General features: G+C 57.4%; 17 protein-coding genes and 1 riboswitch. Of the genes, 5 read left to right on the top strand and 12 right to left on the bottom strand.

The features are described from left to right. Position 1: 1 nt before the first annotated feature. The 3 genes from IRT44_RS13695 to IRT44_RS13685 all read right to left on the bottom strand — a co-directional run bounded on the left by IRT44_RS13695 (position 2) and on the right by IRT44_RS13685 (position 2,151). Positions 2-949 (bottom strand): patatin-like phospholipase family protein, encoded by a 948-nt coding sequence (locus IRT44_RS13695; RefSeq protein WP_171565629.1) that lies wholly within the window; start codon positions 947-949, stop codon positions 2-4. A 94-nt stretch (positions 950-1,043) separates the two neighbouring features. Beyond that, entirely contained in the window at positions 1,044-1,472 is a 429-nt protein-coding gene (mntR, locus tag IRT44_RS13690; RefSeq protein ID WP_171565630.1) for a transcriptional regulator MntR, read from the bottom strand. A gap of 121 nt (positions 1,473-1,593) precedes the next feature. Next, complete coding sequence (locus IRT44_RS13685) at positions 1,594-2,151, bottom strand: NADPH-dependent FMN reductase (RefSeq protein WP_171565631.1); 558 nt, start codon at positions 2,149-2,151, stop codon at positions 1,594-1,596. Positions 2,152-2,349: 198 nt separating this feature from the next. Between IRT44_RS13685 and IRT44_RS13680 the strand changes: the two genes are divergently transcribed. Then, positions 2,350-3,381: a hypothetical protein gene (locus tag IRT44_RS13680; RefSeq protein ID WP_171565632.1), complete on the top strand. Its 1,032-nt coding sequence runs from the start codon at positions 2,350-2,352 to the stop codon at positions 3,379-3,381. Positions 3,382-3,399: 18 nt separating this feature from the next. On the opposite strand, the gene IRT44_RS13675 is transcribed toward IRT44_RS13680, so the two are convergent. After that, the gene (locus IRT44_RS13675; protein ID WP_230076845.1) at positions 3,400-5,394 is read right to left on the bottom strand and encodes a PAS domain-containing sensor histidine kinase; all 1,995 of its coding nucleotides are present in this window, start codon (positions 5,392-5,394) and stop codon (positions 3,400-3,402) included. A 381-nt stretch (positions 5,395-5,775) separates the two neighbouring features. Further along, on the bottom strand, positions 5,776-7,089 hold the full coding sequence (locus IRT44_RS13670) for a M28 family peptidase (protein ID WP_230076844.1): 1,314 nt from the start codon (positions 7,087-7,089) through the stop codon (positions 5,776-5,778). A 296-nt stretch (positions 7,090-7,385) separates the two neighbouring features. Here IRT44_RS13670 and dat point away from each other — a divergent pair, with 296 nt between their 5' ends. Further along, entirely contained in the window at positions 7,386-8,237 is an 852-nt protein-coding gene (gene dat, locus IRT44_RS13665) for a D-amino-acid transaminase (RefSeq protein ID WP_230076843.1), read from the top strand. 79 nt (positions 8,238-8,316) lie between these two features. On the opposite strand, the gene IRT44_RS13660 is transcribed toward dat, so the two are convergent. The 7 genes from IRT44_RS13660 to gcvT form a co-directional block, all read right to left on the bottom strand. Continuing rightward, positions 8,317-9,516 carry an MFS transporter gene (locus IRT44_RS13660; protein WP_230076842.1) on the bottom strand — a complete coding sequence of 400 codons (1,200 nt, stop codon included), beginning with the start codon at positions 9,514-9,516 and terminating at the stop codon, positions 8,317-8,319. Next, complete coding sequence (locus tag IRT44_RS13655; protein ID WP_212132363.1) at positions 9,503-10,015, bottom strand: MarR family transcriptional regulator; 513 nt, start codon at positions 10,013-10,015, stop codon at positions 9,503-9,505. The genes IRT44_RS13660 and IRT44_RS13655 overlap by 14 nt, the downstream gene beginning before the upstream one ends. Positions 10,016-10,285: 270 nt before the next feature. Continuing rightward, a complete protein-coding gene (locus IRT44_RS13650; protein ID WP_230076841.1) occupies positions 10,286-11,116 on the bottom strand; it encodes a lipoate--protein ligase family protein in 831 nt (276 codons plus the stop codon). A gap of 290 nt (positions 11,117-11,406) precedes the next feature. After that, a complete protein-coding gene (locus tag IRT44_RS13645; RefSeq protein ID WP_171565639.1) occupies positions 11,407-12,309 on the bottom strand; it encodes a class I SAM-dependent methyltransferase in 903 nt (300 codons plus the stop codon). A 253-nt stretch (positions 12,310-12,562) separates the two neighbouring features. Continuing rightward, positions 12,563-14,035, bottom strand: a complete 1,473-nt coding sequence (gene gcvPB, locus IRT44_RS13640) for an aminomethyl-transferring glycine dehydrogenase subunit GcvPB (RefSeq protein ID WP_171565640.1) — start codon at positions 14,033-14,035, stop codon at positions 12,563-12,565. Next, positions 14,028-15,380 (bottom strand): aminomethyl-transferring glycine dehydrogenase subunit GcvPA, encoded by a 1,353-nt coding sequence (gene gcvPA, locus IRT44_RS13635; protein ID WP_230076840.1) that lies wholly within the window; start codon positions 15,378-15,380, stop codon positions 14,028-14,030. Before gcvPA ends, gcvPB begins: the two co-directional genes overlap by 8 nt. Before the next feature lie 38 nt (positions 15,381-15,418). Then, a complete protein-coding gene (gene gcvT / locus IRT44_RS13630) occupies positions 15,419-16,522 on the bottom strand; it encodes a glycine cleavage system aminomethyltransferase GcvT (RefSeq protein ID WP_171565642.1) in 1,104 nt (367 codons plus the stop codon). 333 nt (positions 16,523-16,855) lie between these two features. Further along, positions 16,856-16,948, bottom strand: a riboswitch (glycine riboswitch). 219 nt (positions 16,949-17,167) lie between these two features. Here gcvT and IRT44_RS13625 point away from each other — a divergent pair. From IRT44_RS13625 to IRT44_RS13615, 3 genes are all read left to right on the top strand, one after another. Then, entirely contained in the window at positions 17,168-18,871 is a 1,704-nt protein-coding gene (locus IRT44_RS13625; protein WP_171565643.1) for a DEAD/DEAH box helicase, read from the top strand. Between the two features lie 66 nt (positions 18,872-18,937). Next, complete coding sequence (locus IRT44_RS13620) at positions 18,938-20,092, top strand: YqhG family protein (RefSeq protein WP_230076839.1); 1,155 nt, start codon at positions 18,938-18,940, stop codon at positions 20,090-20,092. A 110-nt stretch (positions 20,093-20,202) separates the two neighbouring features. After that, positions 20,203-21,075 carry a hypothetical protein gene (locus IRT44_RS13615; protein ID WP_409978420.1) on the top strand — a complete coding sequence of 291 codons (873 nt, stop codon included), beginning with the start codon at positions 20,203-20,205 and terminating at the stop codon, positions 21,073-21,075. Positions 21,076-21,165: the final 90 nt, after the last annotated feature.

Here is a 21,165-nt window from a genome sequence, read left to right as displayed (position 1 = left end):
CCTATACGAGGCAGCCTGTTTTTTTGTTTGGTCCTGGCGGTATGCTGCGGAATACTTCGACGTACTGCTCGAAGTTCCATTTGGCCAGAAACTGGCGGGCCGCCTCTTCCCCCGAACGTATCAGGGCTGCGCGCAGCTCAGGAGGAAGGCCGAAATGCGTGGTCCGCACCCCCAGCGTCGGAATGAAGATCGTCCGTACTGCCTGCGCCCGCTCCACATACAGCCGGTCGTGGGCGTCCAGCATCGTGGTGATCAGGCTGCGGGTAAACGAAAAAAGGCCCCGAATCCGGTACGCTTCCCGCTCCACCCGTTTACTGTGCAGGCGAAACCCGATTGTCGGCCAGCGCGGCTTTCCGGGAACGTCAAACAGCCAGACCGGATAATTGCTCAGCAGCCCGCCGTCCACGATATAGTGCGGTTCCCCGTTTTGCTGCAACCGGACCGGCTGAAAGAAATACGGCAGCGAACACGACATGCGGACGGCCCGGGCGATCGGGAATTCCTCCGGGACGATGTCAAACTGGACGAGATCGTCCGGCAAAACCAGCATTTTTCCCGCCGTGATGTCGGACGCGATGATCCTGAGCTTGCCCGGAGGCAGATCCCCAAAGGTGCGTATGCCTTTTTTCCGCAGCAATTCGTCCATAAACCTTTCAATCCGGTTGGTCCGGTACATCCCCTGCCGCACGAACAATTCGTACAATGGACCGATGACCGGCAGCCGACCGAGGCCGCGCCGCTCGAGAAAATGCAGATAGTCCAGCCGCTCAAACACAGGCCTGAGCTCTCCGCTCTTGTAACCCGCCCCGAGCAGAGCGGCGACAAACGAGCCCGCCGACGTGCCGGCCAGGTTCTTCCACGTATAGCCGTGCTCCTCCATCACCTGCAGCGCTCCGATAAAGGCAATCCCTTTCACTCCGCCGCCCTCAAACACCGCGTCCGCCTGCATGCTCTCACCTTCCCTTCCCTCCTTATCAAATATAGGGAGGTGGCTTGTCGATTACGACAAAAAACGCAAGCCGGTCAGGCTTGCGTCAGTGCAGTTATTCTTCCTTTTGCTCGTCTTCCTGTCGGATACGGCGCAGCTCCTCAATACGCGACGGGTCGGCGTGAAAATACTGGACGAGATACTCCAGGCAGGTGATCGACTCCCAGCTGAGATGGTGCTCGATCCCTTCCACGTCCCGATAGATGTGCTCCTCGTCCACGCCGATGACGCGCATGAACTCTTCCAGCAGACTGTGACGATCCACCAGGCGCTTGCCGATTTTCTTGCCTTTTGGCGTCAGCACCAGGCCGCGGTATTTTTCATAGACCAGGTAGTTGTCTTTGTCCAGCTTCTGGACCATCTTGGTAACGGATGAGGGATGCACTTCCAACGCTTCCGCGATATCGGAGACACGGGCGTAACCTTTTTCTTCGATTAAAGTGTAAATGCGTTCCAAATAGTCTTCCATACTGGGAGTTGGCATGTGAATCCCTCGTTTCCACACGGTATTTCAGGCGGGATGAAAAACCTTGTGGCCAAGGCTTTTCAAACGCACGTAAAAACATAATACCGTGGAAAGCGCGACGGTTGCAAGAAAAACCTGCCTACTGCGGCTGTTTTTCCGCGTTCATCGCCCGCACGTACCGTACCAGTTCCCGGCCGAGCGTCTCCATGCGTTCCTGCAAACGCGGATCTTTCAGCGTCCCGTCCGGCGCAAAGGCGTCGTAGGCGCTGGGAATGCTCGGGCTGGACGGCAGAGGCCAGGCGTGCAGATTGCGCATGATCACCTGCAGGGTGTTTACCGTATTGGTCGCGCCCATGCTGCCTCCTGCCACGCCAAGAATGGCTACCTGCTTGTCGCGCAAATGGCGCCCTTCCAAAAAGTCGAGCGCGTTTTTCAAGGCGCCAGTGATGCTGCCGTGGTACTCCGGCGAACCAATCACCAGCCCGTCCGCTTCCGATACCTTTTGCACAAAACGATGCACCGTCTCCGGATACGTGGAGGCGTCATCGCGATTGTCGTAGACCGGCATCGGCCATTCGGCCAGGTGAATCAATTCCGTTTCCGCTCCCGCTTCCCGGGCGGCCTTCAACACGATCTCTACCGCCAGTTTGGTTGTTGACTGCGCGTTCATGCTGCCAGCAATGCCGACAATTTTCATCTTATTCACCTCAAATGGGGGAGTTGTCTAAAGTACCTTCATACAGTATATCCATATATTAATAGTTTGTAAACACATATGTATCATTAATCACACTGTTCTGAACAAGCCTCTGTGCCTCATACATTGGTACCAGTGCGACAGATTTCATGACGCATGAACGAATTTGGGTTCCACGCTGGGAAAAGGATGATGTGAATGGACAGAAGCGCATGGCGAATCGCCGTCCTGTTCGCTGGGGCTGCGCTCGGCGGTTCGTATTTTAGCGGTAATGAATGGCTGCGCTTTTTTGCCTATTTCGGCTCGTGGGGGACGATTGGCCTTGCTGCTGCCAGCATCGGACTGGGGTGGATCGGCTGCCGTGTGCTGGTCTCCTGTCATCGCCAGGGGGTGCGTACGCTCCACGATCTGCTTTTGCACTGGTTTGGCCCTACATTCGCTCCCACCTTCTCCGTGTTGATTCACCTCTCCCTCTTGGCTTACGCGGGAGCGACAGCAGGCATGCAGGCAATGCAGCACATGGCTGGTGCGTGGAGCTGGCTGTTTGTGCTCGCCCCCCTGCTCCTCGCCGTGGTGGTTGTCTCTCAGGGGTGGACGACGATCCTTAGGGGGACAGCCGCCTCACTTGCCGCAGGACTGCTAATGCTTGGGTTTGTGTTTGCCGAACAGCGCCACGTGCCGATTCCTTCGCTCGGATACCAATTCAACGCTCTGTGGCTGATCCAGGCCGTGCTGTACCTCTCCCTGCATTTACTGGTCTGTCTGGTCGTCGTCCTGCCGCTTGCCATCCGCGCGCCCCGCCAGAGCACGATACGTGCGGGCGTGTTGGCGGGCACACTGTTCTTTTTCTTCGCCTCCCTGCTGGGACAGGCGATCCTTTTGGCTCACTGGCACGACGTCCACTCCGCCGCCTTGCCGCTTGCGCACATTCTGGCTTCTCTCATGCCGTTTGCCGACCTGCTGCATCTGTTGTTGTCACTCGGACACGCCGGCCTCATCCTGGGCGCACTCGTTTACGCGATGGCCGTGCCCGTGGCGGTGCGCCACGATCTGCACATGGGGCCGCTGCTGCTGGCGATGCTGGCCGGGGCCGGTCTGTTTGCACTGCTGCCACTGGTAAGCGTCACGGCAGCCAATCTGGCCGCAAGCAGCGCCACGTACTGCGGACTGTTGCTGCTGGGGCGCCTGTTGTGGAAAGGCAGGAAACCACGTCCCAAACCGCCCGCGTGAGCACAACCCGCTGCATCATCAGGCCATGACGGGGAGGATGACATCGACCGTCGTTCCTTTGCCCGGTTCGCTGGAAATCACGATTTGGCCGCCGTGCTCCTGGATGATCCTGCGGCTGACCATCAGGCCAAGTCCGGTCCCCTTTCCCTTGGTGGTGTAAAAGGGCTCGCCCAGGCGCGGAATCTGTTCCGGGTCGATCCCGCCCCCCGTATCAATGATCCTGATTCGCACCTCGCCTTTGTCCAGCTCTTCCGCCTCCACCCGGAGGTGTCCCCCGTTTGGCATTGCTTCGATGGCATTTTTGCACAAATTGATGAAGACTTGCTTCAACTGGTTTTCTTCACAGGTGATGAGCGGCAAATTCTCCGAGATTCGGGTGTGAATCTGGATGTTGTTTAAGATGGCCTGGCTGTCCAGGAGTGAGAGAACGTTTTTCAGGATGCCGCCCACTTCCCGCTGCTGATACTTGACCGCCTGCGGCTTGGCCAACAGCAAGAGTTCGCTGACGATCAAGTTGATCCGATCCAGTTCGGAGAGCATGATCCCGCAGTACCGATTGGCTTCAGCGGACGACTGCATTAATTGGATAAAGCCGCGCAGCGCAGTCAATGGGTTGCGGATCTCGTGGGCGATTCCCGCCGCCAGCTGCCCGACGGCAGAAAGCATGTCCGACTGGCGGAGCAGTTCTTCTGCCCGCTTTTTCTCCGTAATGTCGCGGGTGACGATCATAAAACTGATCACCCGTCCTGTCTCATCCACAATTGGTTTGCAGCGAGATTCCAGGTTGACCCAGTGGCCGCCGTTGTGCAGGAAGCGGAATTCGACCGAAGCCATTTCACCGGTTTGACCGATGCGCCAAATCGCCTGCCGGACGGATTTCTGGTCATCCGGATGCACCCGATCCATGAAGTCGTACACCTGATTGAACTGATCGAGCGGATACCCCAGAATCGACTCATGCGAAGGAGACATGTAGGTCACCGCACCGCTCCCCTCGTACACGCAGATCATGTCGGTCATGTTTTCGGCGATCAGCCGGTACTTTGCTTCGCTCACCCGCAGGCGATGCTCCACGCGCTTCTGTTCGGTAATGTCCCGCGCGCTGCCGACAATGCCGATCACTTTCCCCTCGCCGTCGTAGATCGGCGCCAATGAGAGGGACACGTGCAGGGGTTGGCCGTTTTTGTGAATGCGGACCGTTTCCAGCCCAATGATGCGCTTGCCATTCAGCACTTGTTGATGGTAGTAGTCGGCTTCTTCCTGCAAATGCGTGGGGATGAACGGCAGCGGCCGGTCGATCAATTCTTCTTCGCTGTAGCCAAAGATGATTTCTGACGCCTGGTTGATGCGCTTGATGCGGCCGTTGACGTCAATCACCGAGATGGCGTCGGGGGTTTGCTGCAGAATGGACTCCAGCAGTTCTTTCGTGGCCAGTCCGTCCATTTCCACCCGCTTCTGGTCGGTGATGTCCCGCCCCAGCATCAGGAGGGAGACTTTATGGGTCAGTGGATCCATGACCGGTACCTTTACCAGGTCGATAAAGCGTGTCGATCCGTCCGGCTGCTCAAACACTTCGACGCGACGGAACGGTTCTCCCGATCGAAAGACGAGTTCGTCGGTTTCCCGGCAGCTGAACAGACTTTGCCGGTAACGGTCCGTCACGCCCACCAGCTCCGGACTGGCTGAGCAATCGCCGACAAAGAATTTCCCGGCCGCTTGATTGACGTATAAAAGATCGCCCGTTTTGCTCTTGATAAACAGGAGGTCCGGGACGGCGTCGAGATAGCTGCGGAATCTGTGCTCCCGATAGCGGACTTCCTGTTCCAGTTGACGGACGCGCCGCAGCAGGTACAAGATCAAGAGGAAGGCCGCCACCTCCAACAACTCCAGGACACCAAACAGCAGTCTCCCATTGGCTTGGGAAGACCATACGGGCCAGTGTGCCACGGCGGTGACAACCGCCAGGGCGATTACCGCCAAGAACGAAGGATACAGCGCTTGGGATTGCTTCATATCAACCTCCGTAACATATGTAACTGATGGACATCCCCGTATTGCGGTTGGGGATGTTATTTTATTCGGAAATTTCCGATAAATGACGCGAAACATTACGGTGACGCTGCTGTTCCGGATTGCCCACGACACGACCGCGGTAAACGCATTGCCGCACCAGCCACATCTCCCTTTGCCGGGAATCACTGATTCACACTCTGCACAAAGTGAGTGAATTTTTTTACATTCGCGAAAATTATACCTCTTTTATCAAAAATCGACCATTCCTTACCATTCGACAGATTTTGACAATTACTTCCGGAAGGCAACAAAACGCCCGCGTCTAGAAAACCTGCGCGGGCACGGCAAACGTCTGTATTTCCCTTTTCCTATCAATCCTCATCACTTGGGAGCGGGTCGGCCCGCCGGATACGCCGGGGTGTGTTCATCGGCAATCTCGCGCACGGCGGCCAGGACGATTTGCGCCGTACGGCTGAGCTGCTCCCGACTGATTCTGTCCACGGTGTCCTGCGAGAGCTCCCTCTTTCTGTCAGCGGGTACTGGAGCGACTAGCACGGCGGCGGGAATCCCGGCGCGGGCAAACACGGTCGCTTCTCCCCCTATGCCAGCCTCGCCAGGTCGAGCGGCGGAAAAAACGGCCCCCGCCTGCTCTGCCAGATCGGCGGGCAGATTTCGCAGTCCGTCCGCTGTAACCGCCGTCAATTCCCCCGCGTCCGCACTGCCGACGCCATTGAGGCAGAACGCAGCGACGATCTGCTGCTTCTCGGCTTCGGACAAGGAGCGCACGTAGGCATCAGCCCCCCGCGCCCCGTCGTAAGCCGCTCCCAGACTGACGAAACGCACTTCCGTGTCAACCTGCTGACTGGCCAGAAGGCGGGCTGTCTCCAGCAGCACGGCCGCTCCGGACGCTCCCTCGTTGGCCCCCGGCGACGCGGGCGGAGAATCGTGGCGTGCGGTCACCAGTACCGTTTGACCTGTGTTTGCCCCCTTTGGCTTTCGCGCCGCGATCAGATTGTACGACGTGCGTCGGGTGGAGACACCGCCGATTACGTTCAGCTCAGCGGACACCTTTCCCTTTTCCAGCAGACGCTGACGCAGGAGTTCCCCTTCCGTTCGCGGGAGCAGCACGGCAGGTACGGCCATGTCGAGCGGTTCTTCCAGCGGTTCGTCCCATGCTCCGTCGTCGTCGTTGACGAGAATGACTCCCGCCGCCTGGACGGCCGCCGCGTTGCGCACCTTTTCCCCCAAGGGAATCTCTCCCCGCTGGATCAGGACGATCTTCCCTTCCGCCTGTATGCGGCTCATCTCCGCCGCCGTGCCTCTCCCGGCGTCAATGATCTCGGCTGCCGCCCTGCCGTTTGGTCCATGTGTCAAGGCGGTCACGTTCCACATGCGGTCGGGCCAGCCATCCGTGCGCAAGGAGAGCTGGGTCGGCTGGCTGTACACGTAATAGAAAAACGGCTGCAGCTTGGTCTCGTACCCGTACATGCGAAGCTGCTCTTCCACATAGACGAGGGCGGCAAACTCCGATTCCGTCGCCGCCGCCCGCGGCTGACGGGACAGGCGCTCTACGTGATCGTACAGACTGTCGGCGTCGATCTGTTCCTGCACTTCGGCCGCCGCCCCTGCCGGCAGCGGCAAATGTAAACTCATGACCAGCATGGCGCACAACGTCCATCTGCAATACGCCCTCATGGCATGCTCCTTTCGCAAGGCGTTTGTTTTTATTATGGGCAGGGGCTGTCGCCAGCGTCTAGTCAGAATAGTTTGTCAAATACGGGCACACAGCGTCATAGAGCGACAGCATTTGTGGCCCATCCGTAAAATCAAATTGACCCTTGTCCCCCGGTTTGGTAAGGTGGAAGGAGAATCCATCTACTGCTCGACGCGGATTTTTGCCTGTCCGCCGCCGGGGCTGCATATTTGTCGGATGGTTTTTTGCAAACAAGAAATGTCATAATTTTTGTGTAATCATGAAGGAGGATTTCGCCATGCTGTATGTGGATGGCAAGTGGGTCGAGGCTGACGAACTGGCCGTACACCCGGAAGACCGCGGCTACAACTTTGGTGACGGGATCTATGAGGTGGTCCGGATTTACAAAGGGAAAATGTATCAGTGGGACGCCCATCTGACCCGTCTGTTCCGCAGCGCGCGGGAAATCAAGTTGGACCTGCCTTGGACGGCGGCAGAACTGAAAGATATTGCTCAGCAGCTGATCGTCAAAAACAACCTGACGACGGACGATGACGCCATCCTCTACCTGCAGGTGACGCGCGGCGTTGCTCCTCGCCTGCACGATATCCCGAGCGGCATCCGCCCGGTCATCATGGGATTTGTCCGGCGCAAGGAACGCCCGCTGGCCGATATGAAAAAGGGGCTGACCGCCAAACTGGTGGAAGACATCCGCTGGCTCCGCTGCGACATCAAGACGCTGAACCTGCTGGGAGCCGTGCTGGTCAAGCAGTACGCCAAGGAGGCCGGCGCCCAGGAGTCGATCTTGCACCGCAACGGCATCATTACCGAGTGCAGCGCCTCCAACCTGTTTGCAGTCAAGGACAACGCCCTGTACACCCACCCCGCCGACAATCTGGTTCTGCACGGCATCACCCGGCAAACCGTCATCGACCTGGCAAAGGCAAACGGCATTCCGGTGCATGAGGAGGCGTTTGACATCCAGTTCCTCAAGCAGGCGGATGAGCTGTTCCTCTCCAGCACGACGGCGGAAGTGATGCCCATTGTCGCCGTGGACGGCCAACCGGTTGGCAGCGGCCAGGTAGGCCCGATGGTGCAAAAACTGCAGCAGCTGTTCGAGCAGCACATCTATTCCGAGGTGCTCGTGTAATACACTGAAACACATCCTGCTTTCCAATCTACGCAAGTGAAGCGGCTATCCGTATCGGGTAGCCGCTGCTTTTTACTGCTCATTTGACAGCCTCGTTCACGTTTTGGGGGCGCATCCGCAGCCGCAATCCCCAACTCAACAACGCAAACAGCACTCCCAGCAGTCCAAAAACGACGACAGCTTCCATTTTCGCCAGCAGCCATCCCGATACGACAGGTCCGGCGGCCATTCCCATGTACCGGATGAAGTTAAACAGCCCCATCGCACTGCCCCTGTTGTGCTCAAATTCATTTGCCATCATTGTCGAGTACAAAGGAGTTATGACCCCTACACAGATCCCGTACATTACCAGTGCCGTAAACATCCCGATTAACGAAAATGAATGGGTAACGGCAAAAAGCAGAATGCTGCCTGCCGCTACGGCGTGTCCGCCTGCACTCAGCGTATTGAGCGGAATTCGGGCTTGCAGGTAGGTAAATATCGCGCTTCCCGCCATCGTGCTTAGCGCCAGCGGCAGATAAAGCAGCCCTACCAATTTCAGGCTTGCATGATAGTGATCCGTCAGCAAGACAGGCAGGTATACGATCACGGCGAAATACACGAAGAAAAACAGGAAACTCAAGATCAGTATCGCGCCCCCCGTTCTGTTTGTGAAAATGCCGCCATAGTGATTCAAAAGCCCGCCTTTCCTGACAGATTGTTTCCCTTCCGGAGTATCTTTCGGGAAAAACAGCTGATGGGCCACCAGGAGAATGGCGGAAGCAATTGCGAGAAACCAGAAAATTCCGGGATAGCCATGCCAGTCTCCCATCCATCCTCCCAGTACCGGGGCTACTGCAGGCGCAACAGACAGCAGCATTTGATACGTCCCCATCGCTTTTCCGCGTTGGCTTCCCTGAAACAACCTGCCAATGGTCGCTGCGGCAACAAGCGGGAGAGCAGCAGTTCCTGCCGCTTGCAGAACCCTGAACAGCAAAAACACTGAAAACTGATTGGTGACAGCGCACCCGATGCTGGAAACGACGGTCAACAGGATGGCCGGGATCAGCACAAATCGGGCCCCTTTCCGATCTACGAGCGGTCCGAGAACCATTTGCATGATCGCGGTCACGAAAATAAACAGCGATACCGACAAATTCACCAGGTTCATGGAGACGTGAAACGAGTCCCTGATCAGGGGAATGATCGGCGAGTAAATATTTTGGTTTAACGATGCAAAGAAGGCGCTGATACAAACCAGATACAAAATGAACGCGGCATTACCGTTAGCGCTCTTCACGGAGGGTCCCCTGCCTTTCCGCCAGTTCCTCCTTGATTTGCATGGTCAGTTCTCGGAGGAATTTGAGAATGGCATGCCGCTCCATCTCAGTAAAGCGGTCAAGAAACTGGTAGAACTGCTGTTCTTTCCGCTTGTGTATCGCTTCGTGCATCTCAAACACTTGCCGTCCTTTTGGCGTCAACCGAAAATACACTTCCTTCTTGTTGTCCGTGAGTTGGAAGCGTTTAATCAGGTCTGCTTCCAGCAATTTTGCCGTGATTTTGGTAATGTTTGCTTTGGACAAGTTCATTTTCTTGGCAATGGCACTGTTGTTGATCGGTTCATGCTGCCCGATACAGTCAATGACGTGAATGCTCGTCATATTTCGGGGCAAGAGTTTTCCCTGTTCACCCGTCGCCTGGTTCAAAAACTCCTGAATGTCGGTATCCGCCTTTTGTTCGTTCAGGTGCAGCAGCTTCATATACTGGTCATAAATCAGCTCGTGTGTCAGATCAGACATTGTTCCTGCACTCCCTTCGGATTTATCGTGCACATTTCTCACACAAAATTGTTAACCAGTAAACGATTTTATTTTATCCTCGGCCGTAAAATAATGTCAATGATCATTGTTGATAAGTTTTCGCAAATAATTTACATGTTAATAAAAGATTTCTGTCCTCACGAGCATGAAAAAAAGCTCTCAGGAGCCGGTGGTTTGGCCCCTGAGAGCTTGTCTAATCCGTATTCGTCCATTTGTCTGCCTGATTTCCTCCGACGAAAAACCTGTCCGTCAGCGGCGGAAGTTCCACTCGTCCGAAGCGTAGCGGGTACGAACCAATTCATCGGCCAAAGCCAATTCTTCAGCCGTCAGTTCTCCCGGTACCAACTCCACCTCCAGACCGGAAGCGAAGCCGTCGCGGAAGGCATGCACAGCCTCTTGCAGGCTGATCGGCCGGGGGCTTACCTCGTTGATCGTCACTGCCTTTTGCCGGAAGCTCTCCATCATGCGCTGTTTCACGCGCTCGGACGGGAAGTTGAGCAGCGAAAAGAGCAGCTCGACGTCCATCTCCAGGAGAATCGAACCGTGCTGCAGGATCACGCCTTTTTGCCGCGTCTGGGCGCTGCCCGCCACCTTTTTGCCCTCCACCACCAGTTCGTACCAGGAGGGGGAATCAAAGCAGGCTGACGAGCCGGGCGAGCTGTACTTTTCCTTTTCCTCCTCGGTGGCCAGCGAGACCATTTCCGCGTGCAGGCCGAGCCGCTGAAATCCGTGCAGCAGCCCCATGCTGATCACCTTGTACGCTTCCGTGACGCTGGACGGCATCTTCGGGTGGCTTTCCGAGACGACGACGCTGTAGGTCAGCTCCTGATCGTGCAGGACGGCCCGTCCCCCGGTCGGACGGCGGACAAAACCCAGTCCGCGCTCACGTAACGCCTCCAGGTTGATTTCCTTGGCCGCCTTTTGAAAGTAGCCGATCGACAGGGTCGCCGGATTCCACGTGTAAAACCGGACGGTCGGCGGTACCTTTCCTTCGCTGTGCAGTTGCAAAATCGCCTCGTCGACAGCCATGTTCATGGCCGGCGACATGGCTTCCGTGACGAGAAAACGCCATTGTTCCATAGTTCGACCTCCTCTTGCCCCATCCATTGTACGCCTCCGGCAGCCGAGACGGCAAGGGACGGACGATTCCATTGCACACGTGGACGCGCCTGTCCCTTATCGTTTCTTCCCCCACGTCACCGTAAGTTCTCCTCCCATCTTACCACATCATCCAGTCCGCCTGGCGTCGTCACCACCTGTAAAAGTGTCGAAAAGAGGCACTAAGCCGCCGCTCGGAGAATCGCGTAAACAAACAAAAAAGCCGGGCAACCCACCCGGCGCACATGATCCACGTATCGAGGCAGCCATTTTTACGTGACGACAGCCCATGCAAAGCGCACGTGACAGCTCGCCTGATAACCGTCCGTTCGGTTCTGGAAGTATCGTTCCTGGATATCGGCCGAGCTTGCGTTTTCATGCAGACGCAGCCCCACACGTTCCAACTCGACAGCCAGCGTCGACGGGTCGAGGGCCGTTTTCATCGGCTCACCGATCTTGCTTAGCTCCTCCCGCATCTCTTTATCGTGCGGCGCGCCTTCTTCCGGCACAAAGTAATCGAAAATCACTGCACTGCCCGCAGGGGCTATCTCGGCAATGGAACGAAGCGTTGCGAACACTTCGTCGCGCGTCAGGTACATGGTGACTCCCAGCCAGCTAAAAAAGCTCTTCGTCTGCACATCGTACGCCGTACGCTTCAGTGCATCAGCCAGGCGTTCCTTTGTGAAATCCACAGGCACAAAGTGGAGATGTGACGGGGTCTCCCATTTCAATTCAGCCAGCCGATCGCGTTTGAAGGCTTGCGTGGCCGGGTGGTCTGCTTCAAATACCTGCAGTTGACGCAGAAGATCGGGACGGCGGAACGCAAACGTATCCAACCCGGCCCCGAGTATGACATACTGCCCGATCCCTTGTTGTACCGCGAGCTCAAGGTTGTCTTCCGCATATCGCGAGCGGCTGAGAACATGAGACAGTCCCATCGCCTGCAGGAACGGCCGCAGAGCGTCAGCCGCCTGACCGGAGCGTGCCAGGCCGGCTTCCGGGACGGGAATCTGAAGGGCACTGGCCAATCCTTGTTCAATCAGCACACGTCTTTCCTCTGGTATCAGCTCGAAGGCGAGAAAGTCATCAAAAATTTTCGGGGTGTCATTCATGGTATGGTAGGCGCGCATGTAGGCGGTCATGATCGCGGTCAGACTGACGTGGTTTTCTTGCAAGGTTATCTCCTCCTTTGTACTGCCGATCTTACAAGGAATGGAAAGACGGCGTGTACAAAGAAGTATACACAGACCAGCAAATTGTTTCAATCGTTAATTTTTAATCATATCATAAAATTTAAATTTTGTCAAGGGGTTAGGTCTCCAGCTGTGATGTTCGCAGATGTTCGCAATCTGTCGGGAGTCTTCCTGCTCGCAATCCGTATGTGGACAACGCAAAAACCGCCCGAAAAAAACGGGCGGTTTCAATCGGTTATGCTTGTTCCGGCTGGTAACGGAGGATCGGCTTGCGTGCTGCCGTCGCTTCGTCGAGGCGCTTGACCACCGTGGTGTGCGGCGCTTCCTGAACGATTTCCGGGTTTTCTTCGCACTCGCGGGCGATTCTCAGCATGACCTCGATAAACTCATCGAGCGTTTCTTTTGTCTCCGTCTCCGTCGGCTCGATCATCAGACATTCGTCGACGATCAGCGGGAAGTAGATCGTCGGCGGGTGGTAGCCAAAGTCAAGCAGACGCTTGGCGATGTCCAACGTACGGACGCCCAGTTTTTTCTGGCGGACGCCGGAGAGGACAAATTCGTGCTTGCAGACGCGGTCGTACGGCAGCTCGTAGGCCGACGCCAGCTTTCTCATCATGTAGTTGGCGTTCAGCACGGCGTTTTGCGAGACTTGCAGCAGCCCTTCCGGCCCCATCGTGCGGATGTAGGCGTAGGCGCGGACCAGGATGCCAAAGTTGCCGTGGTAGCCTTTTACGCGGCCGATGGACTGGGGACGGTCGTTGTCCCAGTAGTACGTGCCGTCTGCTTTTTTGCCCACGATCGGGGCTGGCAAAAACGGCTCCAGAATTTTTTTCACCCCGACTGGACCGGCACCGGGACCGCCGCCGCCGTGCGGACCGGTAAAGGTTTTGTGCAGGTTGAGGTGGACGACGTCAAAGCCCATGTCGCCCGGCCGGGCAATGCCCAGGATCGCGTTGGCATTGGCCCCGTCGTAGTACAACAGACCGCCCGCTTCGTGGACAATCCGCGCCATTTCCACGATATCTTCCTCAAACAGGCCGAGCGTGTTGGGGTTGGTCAGCATCAGCGCCGCCGTGTCCGGACCGACTGCCTGGCGCAGCGCTTCAATATCCACCAGGCCGCGCTCGTCGGACGGAATCGTCACGGTTTGCAGGCCAGCGACCGCTGCGGAAGCCGGGTTGGTGCCGTGGGCGGAGTTGGGCACGATCACTTTCGTGCGCTGATGGTCACCGCGGCTCTCGTGGTACGCGCGAATCATCATCAGCCCGGTCCACTCGCCGGCCGCTCCCGCTGCGGGCTGCAGCGTCACCGCATCCATCCCGGTGATTTCCGCCAGGTCGTTCTGCAGGTTGTACATCAGCTCCAGAGCACCCTGGACGCTTTCTTCCGGCTGATAGGGATGGGTTTGAGCGAAGCCCGGATAGCGGGCCACATCTTCGTTGATTTTCGGATTGTATTTCATCGTGCACGATCCGAGCGGGTAGAAGCCGTTGTCCACCCCGTGATTGCGGCGGGACAGTTCGGTGTAGTGACGCACGAGCTGCAGTTCGGACACCTCCGGCAGTTCGGTTGGCGTCTCGCGGATCAGATGCTTGGGCAGCAGCGCGGCCACGTCGACTTCCGGCACGTCCAGCGCCGGCAGGTTGTAGCTCACGCGGCCTGGTTTGCTCAATTCAAAAATGAGTGCTTTGTCCTTGTCGTTATGCACGTGTGATCGCCTCCAGTTCCTGCACCAGCGTGTCGATTTCGTCTTTCGTCCTCAGCTCCGTGACAGCGAGCAGCATGTGGCCGGACAGTTCCGAATAGGCATGTCCAAGATCGTACCCGCCGATGATGCCCTTCGCGAGCAGCGCCTTGTTCACCTCTGCGACCGGCTTGGACAGCTCCACCGCAAATTCGTTGAACACCGGCGCTCCGAAGGTAATCCGGAATCCTTTTGCCTGCAGCGCCTGTTTGGCGTAGTGAGCTTTTTGCAGGTTCATCATCGCCATCTCCTGCACGCCCTGCTTGCCCAGTGCCGACAGCGTGATCGACGCAGCCAGCGCCATGAGCGCCTGGTTGGAGCAGATGTTGGAGGTTGCCTTTTCGCGGCGGATGTGCTGTTCCCGCGCCTGCAGGGTCAGCACAAACCCGCGTTTGCCGTTTTCATCCTTCGTCTGGCCGACGATGCGTCCCGGCATTTTACGCATCAGCTTGGACGTGGTGGCAAAGTAGCCGCAGTGCGGTCCGCCGAACGAAGCCGGGATGCCAAACGGCTGCATGTCGCCGATGACGATGTCGGCTCCCAGCTTGCCTGGAGCTTCCAGTACACCGAGGGAGAGCGGGTTGGCAGAAACGACCAGCAGCGCCCCTTTTTCGTGCGCAATCGGTTCGACCGCCGCCAGGTCTTCCACGGCGCCAAAGAAATTGGGGTACTGCACGATGACTGCGGCAGTCTGGTCGTCAACCAGCGCTTTCAGTTCGGCAAGATCGGTCACGCCGTCGCCGGTGAAGCCCGCTTCGACCAGCTCCACGCCTTGTCCGTAGGCGTACGTTTTCAGCACGCTGCGCGCCTCCGGGTGTACGGCACGGGAGACGACCACCTTTTTTCTGCCGGTGTGGCCAGCCGCCATCATCGCCGCTTCGGCGAGCGCGGTGACACCGTCGTACATGGAAGAGTTGGCCACCTCCATCCCGGTCAGCTCGCACACCATCGTCTGATATTCAAAGATGGCCTGCAGCTCCCCCTGGCTGATCTCCGGCTGGTACGGCGTGTAGGCGGTGAAAAACTCGCCGCGCAGCAGCATGTGGTTGACGACGCTGGGGATGTAATGCTCGTACACGCCGGCACCCAGGAAGTTGACGTGGGTGCTGAAGTTGACGTTCTTGCTGGACAGCCCTTGGAAGTAGCGGACCAGTTCCGGTTCAGAGAGCGCTTCCGGGATGTTCAGATTCCCTTTGAAACGCACCTCTTCCGGGATGTCGGCAAACAGTTCATCCACGCTGGAAATGCCCAGCGCTTCCATCATTTCGCGCTTGTCCTGATCAGTCTGCGGCAGGTAACGGTATTTCACGTGCGAGGTCCTCCTTTTCCACGCTTGCGATTCTTACGTCAGTTTTTCGGCCGTTTGTAGAAGGGCGTGGCCACGACTTCCGCCTTGAGACGTTTGCCGCGTATCTCCACATCCAGCTTCGTGCCGATGGCAGCGAATTCCGCTTTGACCAAAGCCAACCCAACGTTCTTTTTCAGCGTCGGGGACTGGGTCCCGGTCGTCACTTCCCCCACCTGTTGGTCGTCGACAAACACCGGATAATGCGTGCGGGGGATGCCGCGGTCGATCATTTCGATCCCGACCAGTTTGCGGGGCGCTCCCTGTTCTTTCTGCGCCTTTAAAACTTCCTGGCCGATAAACGGCACGTCTTTGTCCACCTTGACGGCAAATCCGACACCAGCCTCGATCGGCGTAATATCCTTGCTCAGTTCCTGACCGTAGAGCGGCAGCCTTGCCTCGAAGCGGAGCGTGTCGCGCGCCCCCAGTCCGCACGGCACCAGGCCGTCCGCTGCGCCTGTCTCGAGTAGTTTCTCCCATACCTGGATGGCGTGAGCAGCGTCCAGGTAAATCTCGAAGCCGTCTTCACCCGTGTACCCGCTGCGGGAGACGAGCGCGGGCACACCGTCAATCAGCACATCCCGTTCAAAGCGGAAGAAGCCGATCTGCGACAGGTCGACGGGTGTCAGCCGCTGCAGGATGGACTCCGCCAGCGGCCCCTGCAGGGCGATCTGGGCTGTTTGCGGAGAAACGTTTTCGATCGTGACGCCGTCGATCAGATGCTGGGAAAGCCAGTCATAGTCCTTGTCGATGTTGGCCGCGTTGATCACCAGCAGGTAGTGATCGTCGGCAAATTTGTACACCAGCAGATCATCCACCGTTCCGCCGTCCGGATAGCACATCAAGCTGTACTGCGCCTGGCCCGGCACCAGTTTGGAGACGTCGTTGGTGGTCACGCGCTGCAGGAATTCCAGCGCCCGCTCCCCTTTTACCTCCACTTCCCCCATGTGGGATACGTCGAACAATCCTGCCTTCGTCCGCACCGCTTCGTGCTCCTGAGTGATGCTGGAAAACTGAACCGGCAGCTCCCAGCCGCCGAAGTCGATGGTTTTCGCCCCGTACTTCTCGTAAATCGGGAAGAGCGGCGTGCGTTTCAAAGTGGACATGAGGCACCTCCTGAACCGAATGAACTGTTTGTTGTAAAGCTGAACACAGCCGGCAAAGCCTCCGACGATCGCCCGGGCTCTTTGCCGCAAACCGATTGGCCCCAAGCAACCCGGAGTCGCCTTGCGTCCGGAACGTGAGCGATCGTTCATAAGGACGCGTTCACGAACGCAAAAAAGGACAGAGCGGAAGAATCGGAAAACGCCAAAGAAGACGGCGCCCCCATGTCTCCCCTCTGTCCTTGGTACCTGAGAGTTACCTTGCCGAAGCGGGCCAACCGGCACAGCTGGCAAGTTTCCCCGTTGGTGGCTCTTGTCGAGCTCTCTCCAGAGATGCGTCAAGTAGAGGTACTTTTGCCTGAGAGATTCACCGTCGCCGGCTTGCTCCTTCGGCGCTGTCTAAAGACAGTCTCTCCCTTCTACTATCATTCGCGTTGGATGTTGGGCCATACATAACTTTTTCAATTGATTCCATACTAAACAACAAACCTACACGTTTATCCTACCACGAGCGTGCTTTTTTGAAAATATGCAAATTGACATTCAACTCACGATTTCGTTAACAATTTTTTCTCGAGGACAAATATTGTTAACAATTAGCGCATGACTTATATGATAAATGGCATCATTTAGTAATGAGGTGCAAAAATGACGAATATTCCTGTCTCGTTTGACATGAAATGGATTGATTTGCTTACGGAGCGCATGCGGCAGGACGGCCCTTGGGACAAATGGGAACTGTTCCAGTTGGCCCTGGAGGCGGAAGAAGCCATGCTTGTGCGCGAGTTCGACCAGCTCCAATGCCTCAAGTATCTGCCTTCCCTCAAACCCTATCCGCACCAGCTCAAAACAGCAGAACGCGTGTTGAACGAGCTGCGCGGCCGGGCCATCCTGGCCGACGAAGTGGGGCTGGGCAAAACGATCGAGGCCGGACTGATCATGAAGGAGTACATGGTCCGCGGCCTGGCCAAGAAGATTCTCGTGCTGGTCCCCGCCTCCCTGGTCATTCAGTGGACCAAGGAGCTGAACCAGAAGTTCGGCATCCCCGCTATCGCGCAGAAAAAAGAGTACATGTGGCGGCAGTACGACGTGGTGGTGGCCTCGATCGACACGGCCAAGCGCGACCCGCACCGCCGCCACGTGCTGAACATCGACTACGACATGCTGATTATTGACGAGGCGCACAAGTTGAAGAACAAGCGGACGCGGAACTACCAGTTCGTCAAGGAAATCCGCAAAAAATACTGCCTGCTCCTCACTGCCACGCCGATCCAGAACGAGATGGACGAGCTGTACAACCTGATCAACCTGCTGAAGCCGGGCCATCTTGGCCACACCAGCACGTTTGCCACCAACTACGTGGAAGGAAAGCGACAGGCGAAAAACAACGAGCAACTCAAACACGAGCTGGACAAGGTGATGATCCGCAACAAGCGAAGCGACGGCGGCATCCAGTTTACCAACCGCGTGGTACGGTCCATCCCCATCGTGCTGTCGCCGGAGGAAAAGGCCCTGTACGACGGGGTCACCCGCTTTGTCAAGGAACAGTATCACTCCGGGACGGGCGGCTTCAACTCGCTCGCCTTGATCACCTTGCAGCGAGAGGTCTGCTCCAGCCGGGAAGCGGCGTTCATGACGCTGTACAACATGCACCAGCGCACCCCGGAGGACTCCCCGGCAAGAGCCGAGATCATGGAGCTGGTGGAGCTGATCAAGCGGATCGAGACCCACTCCAAGGCGGCAAAAACCGTGGAACTGATCCGGGAAATCAACGACAAGGTGATCATCTTCACCGAGTACCGGGCGACGCAGAATTATCTGCAAAAGTACCTGCATGAACACGGGATTACCTCTGTGCCGTTTCGCGGCGGATTTAAACGGAGCAAAAAAGACTGGATGACCGACCTGTTTCAAAACCGGGCACAGGTGCTGATCGCCACCGAGGCGGGCGGCGAAGGGATCAATCTGCAGTTCTGCAATCAGGTGATCAACTACGATCTGCCCTGGAACCCGATGCGCGTGGAACAGCGGATCGGCCGCGTCCACCGGCTGGGGCAGCAGCGGGACGTCCACATCTACAACCTGTCCACCGTCGGCACCATTGAACAGCACATCCTCAACCTGCTCTATGAAAAAATCGACCTGTTTGAAATGGTGATCGGTGAATTGGACGACATCGTGGAGCGGCTCAATCTGAATCAGACACTGGAAGAAAATCTCATCAGCATCATCATGGACTCCCGCTCCGAGAGGGAAATGGCCGTCAAGCTGGACAACATGAGCCAGGCCATTCGCGCGATCCGGGAGGCAAACCGGTCGCGGGACGCTCTGCCCGATGTGGCGGAACACTAACCGATCCCGGTGATTGGCCGCGGCTGCCGGCCAGCATTTTATAGTCAGACGGGAGGGAAACGATGCATGGAGCAAGAGCAGATACGCCGATTTACAGAACGCTACCTGGCCGCCTTTTCCGCCCATATTATGGAGACGCATCCCGACTACCTGACCGTAAAGCTGCCGGTCGAGGTGGACAAAGATATCGGCAATAGACCGTTTTACTGGACCTGGGTGGAGAAAATGAATCTGCCCTACCAGCCCATGGTGCTCACGTTTTACTTTGACAGCGAGCGGAAGCCGGAGGGACTGCGAGCGGAGCACCTCCATCTCGGCGCGGGCCGTCTGCAGCAGATCTTTCAATCCGCCCGCAAGCACGGAAGTTTCGTCTGCATGTACGAACAAACCGCATCCCCCCGACCGGGCGGCCGGCGCACCACCCCGCTCGTTCCCTGGCTGGGATTGAACTGGAAAGTCTCCTTTATTTGCGACAAAAAGCGGGACATGCTGCTCCATTTCGGGATCAACCTGCACCAGCCCCAGATCGTAACCGACTTTTACCCGTTTCTGCAGCAGCTGTCGCTCGCCCCGTCCATCCCGGATTACTGCTACACGCTGGAAAGACGCCTCTCTCTGACAGAGGCCGCCGCCATTGCCGAACGGGAGACCCGCCGCCTGCTGGACGCAGAGGACGGACGCTGGGCAGAGGAAGCGCGGCAGCGGCTCAATGAAGAGTTGCAGATTCTGGAAGCGTACTATGCCGAGTTGGTCTCCCGTGAAGCGGAAAGCCGCGAGCGCGACAGCGGCGCGGCGGATGGTGACGAATCCTCGGACAGCGGGAAAAGCGGCGGCAGTGAAGCACATGCTCTCTCTTTGCCGGACGTTCTGGCGAAGACGGCGACAGAAGCTGCTCAGGTGAACCAATCTGTCCCGGCTCCCCCTGTCCATATTGCACCGCCCACCGTCCAACCTGCGACCGAACCGTCTGCAGCCCGGGAGGAGCCGCAGAGCAGCGGCGGCCGCATCCTGGACTTTTTGCGTGCCAACGGCATACCCGAAACGCCGCGCGAAGAGATCGACCAGACAGAGTGGCGCAGCAGCACGCCGGAAGAGGAAAAGCAGCGGCGCATGGACGAACTGCACTGGCAGTACGAGCCTCGCATCGAGGTGCAGTTTATCAATGGCGGGCTGTTTTACCTCCAGTCCGCGCCTCCCGCCAAAAACAGGCGAATTCTGTAAAAGAAGTGCGAGAAAAAACGATCGCAAAGAGACAGATAGCAACAAATCTTTTTCGTCAACCTGGTTACAATAGGTACCAAGAAGCCTTGTACAAAAGGTGGTGCATGCTTGTGGCCAGTAAAATGACCCGATCCGTATGCGCACTGCTCTGTGCGCTCGCGATCGCGTGGCCGGCCGTCACGCACGCCGAAGAGACGGATTGGGACAAGCGTTTTCACACGCAGGTTCAGCAGTGGATGAACACGATCATCGAGCGGGATCCCAGTTTCCGCGACTGGAAAAACGCCCAAATCGATGCTCAATCGCTCGGTGCCAACCAACATCAGTGGCTGGTCAGCATCACGCGAGACGGCAGACAGGTGGGTTACATGGTGGTGGGCGAATCCCCCGCTTCCGGAACACAGCCGACGTTTGTGCTGCTGGAATACGGCGTAGGCGAATACATTTTGTTCGACGACGCGTTTGCCCCGCGCGCAGTGGCGGCGGAACCGGTCTATGACGGATTCGCCTCCCACTGGCTGGTCGCGCGTCAAGAGCAGCGGGAACTGGTGGACGCCAAGACGGGCGAAACGTACCCCGCATCCGCTGTTGCCGGCCCGCCGGTGATCACCACGCTGTCTGAAGCCGAACTGGTTCGCCCGGAAGAAGTCCTCACTGCTGCCCGCGTGCTGTCCGGTGCAGTACAGGACCCGTTTGACCGGATTGACTGGCTGACCGACACGTCCAACAGGCGTCAGCTGACCTGGACAGACCTCTGGCAAAAAACATCCGCCGGCCCGGTAACGCTTACTGTGCCGCTCCACCACTCCAATGTGCTGGCACCGTTTGCAGTGCAGTCGCTGCATCTGTGGAACGGCCGCGCGGCATACGTCGGCGTCTGGGACGAGGGGCTGCGCTTCGTTCCCTACGCATACGCGATGAAAGTGGGACAGTTTCATGCTGTTGATACCGGCGCACACAAAACAAGCTCTCTGCCGGAATGAACCGACAGAGAGCTTGTTGTCTGGGCGGCTGTGTGCTGTATGGGATCAGCTCGCCGCGTCCGTTTCAACGCCTGATTGGGGAACTGCCCC

Origin of the sequence: Brevibacillus sedimenti (assembly GCF_020923495.1) — a bacterium.
GTDB classification, from domain to species: Bacteria; Bacillota; Bacilli; order Brevibacillales; family Brevibacillaceae; genus Brevibacillus; species Brevibacillus aydinogluensis.
This window is presented reverse-complemented; position numbering and strand designations above follow the sequence as displayed.

Excerpts from the sequence above, each read along its gene's own strand:
- gcvT (WP_171565642.1), bottom strand. The coding sequence starts at position 16,522 with ATGTCCACTTTGAAACGCACGCCGCTCTTCCCGATTTACGAGAAGTAC.
- IRT44_RS13680 (WP_171565632.1), top strand. The coding sequence starts at position 2,350 with ATGGACAGAAGCGCATGGCGAATCGCCGTCCTGTTCGCTGGGGCTGCG.
- IRT44_RS13655 (WP_212132363.1), bottom strand. The coding sequence starts at position 10,015 with ATGTCTGATCTGACACACGAGCTGATTTATGACCAGTATATGAAGCTG.
- IRT44_RS13695 (WP_171565629.1), bottom strand. The coding sequence starts at position 949 with ATGCAGGCGGACGCGGTGTTTGAGGGCGGCGGAGTGAAAGGGATTGCC.
- IRT44_RS13620 (WP_230076839.1), top strand. The coding sequence starts at position 18,938 with ATGGAGCAAGAGCAGATACGCCGATTTACAGAACGCTACCTGGCCGCC.
- IRT44_RS13685 (WP_171565631.1), bottom strand. The coding sequence starts at position 2,151 with ATGAAAATTGTCGGCATTGCTGGCAGCATGAACGCGCAGTCAACAACC.
- IRT44_RS13675 (WP_230076845.1), bottom strand. The coding sequence starts at position 5,394 with ATGAAGCAATCCCAAGCGCTGTATCCTTCGTTCTTGGCGGTAATCGCC.
- IRT44_RS13625 (WP_171565643.1), top strand. The coding sequence starts at position 17,168 with ATGACGAATATTCCTGTCTCGTTTGACATGAAATGGATTGATTTGCTT.
- IRT44_RS13670 (WP_230076844.1), bottom strand. The coding sequence starts at position 7,089 with ATGAGGGCGTATTGCAGATGGACGTTGTGCGCCATGCTGGTCATGAGT.
- dat (WP_230076843.1), top strand. The coding sequence starts at position 7,386 with ATGCTGTATGTGGATGGCAAGTGGGTCGAGGCTGACGAACTGGCCGTA.
- mntR (WP_171565630.1), bottom strand. The coding sequence starts at position 1,472 with ATGCCAACTCCCAGTATGGAAGACTATTTGGAACGCATTTACACTTTA.
- IRT44_RS13650 (WP_230076841.1), bottom strand. The coding sequence starts at position 11,116 with ATGGAACAATGGCGTTTTCTCGTCACGGAAGCCATGTCGCCGGCCATG.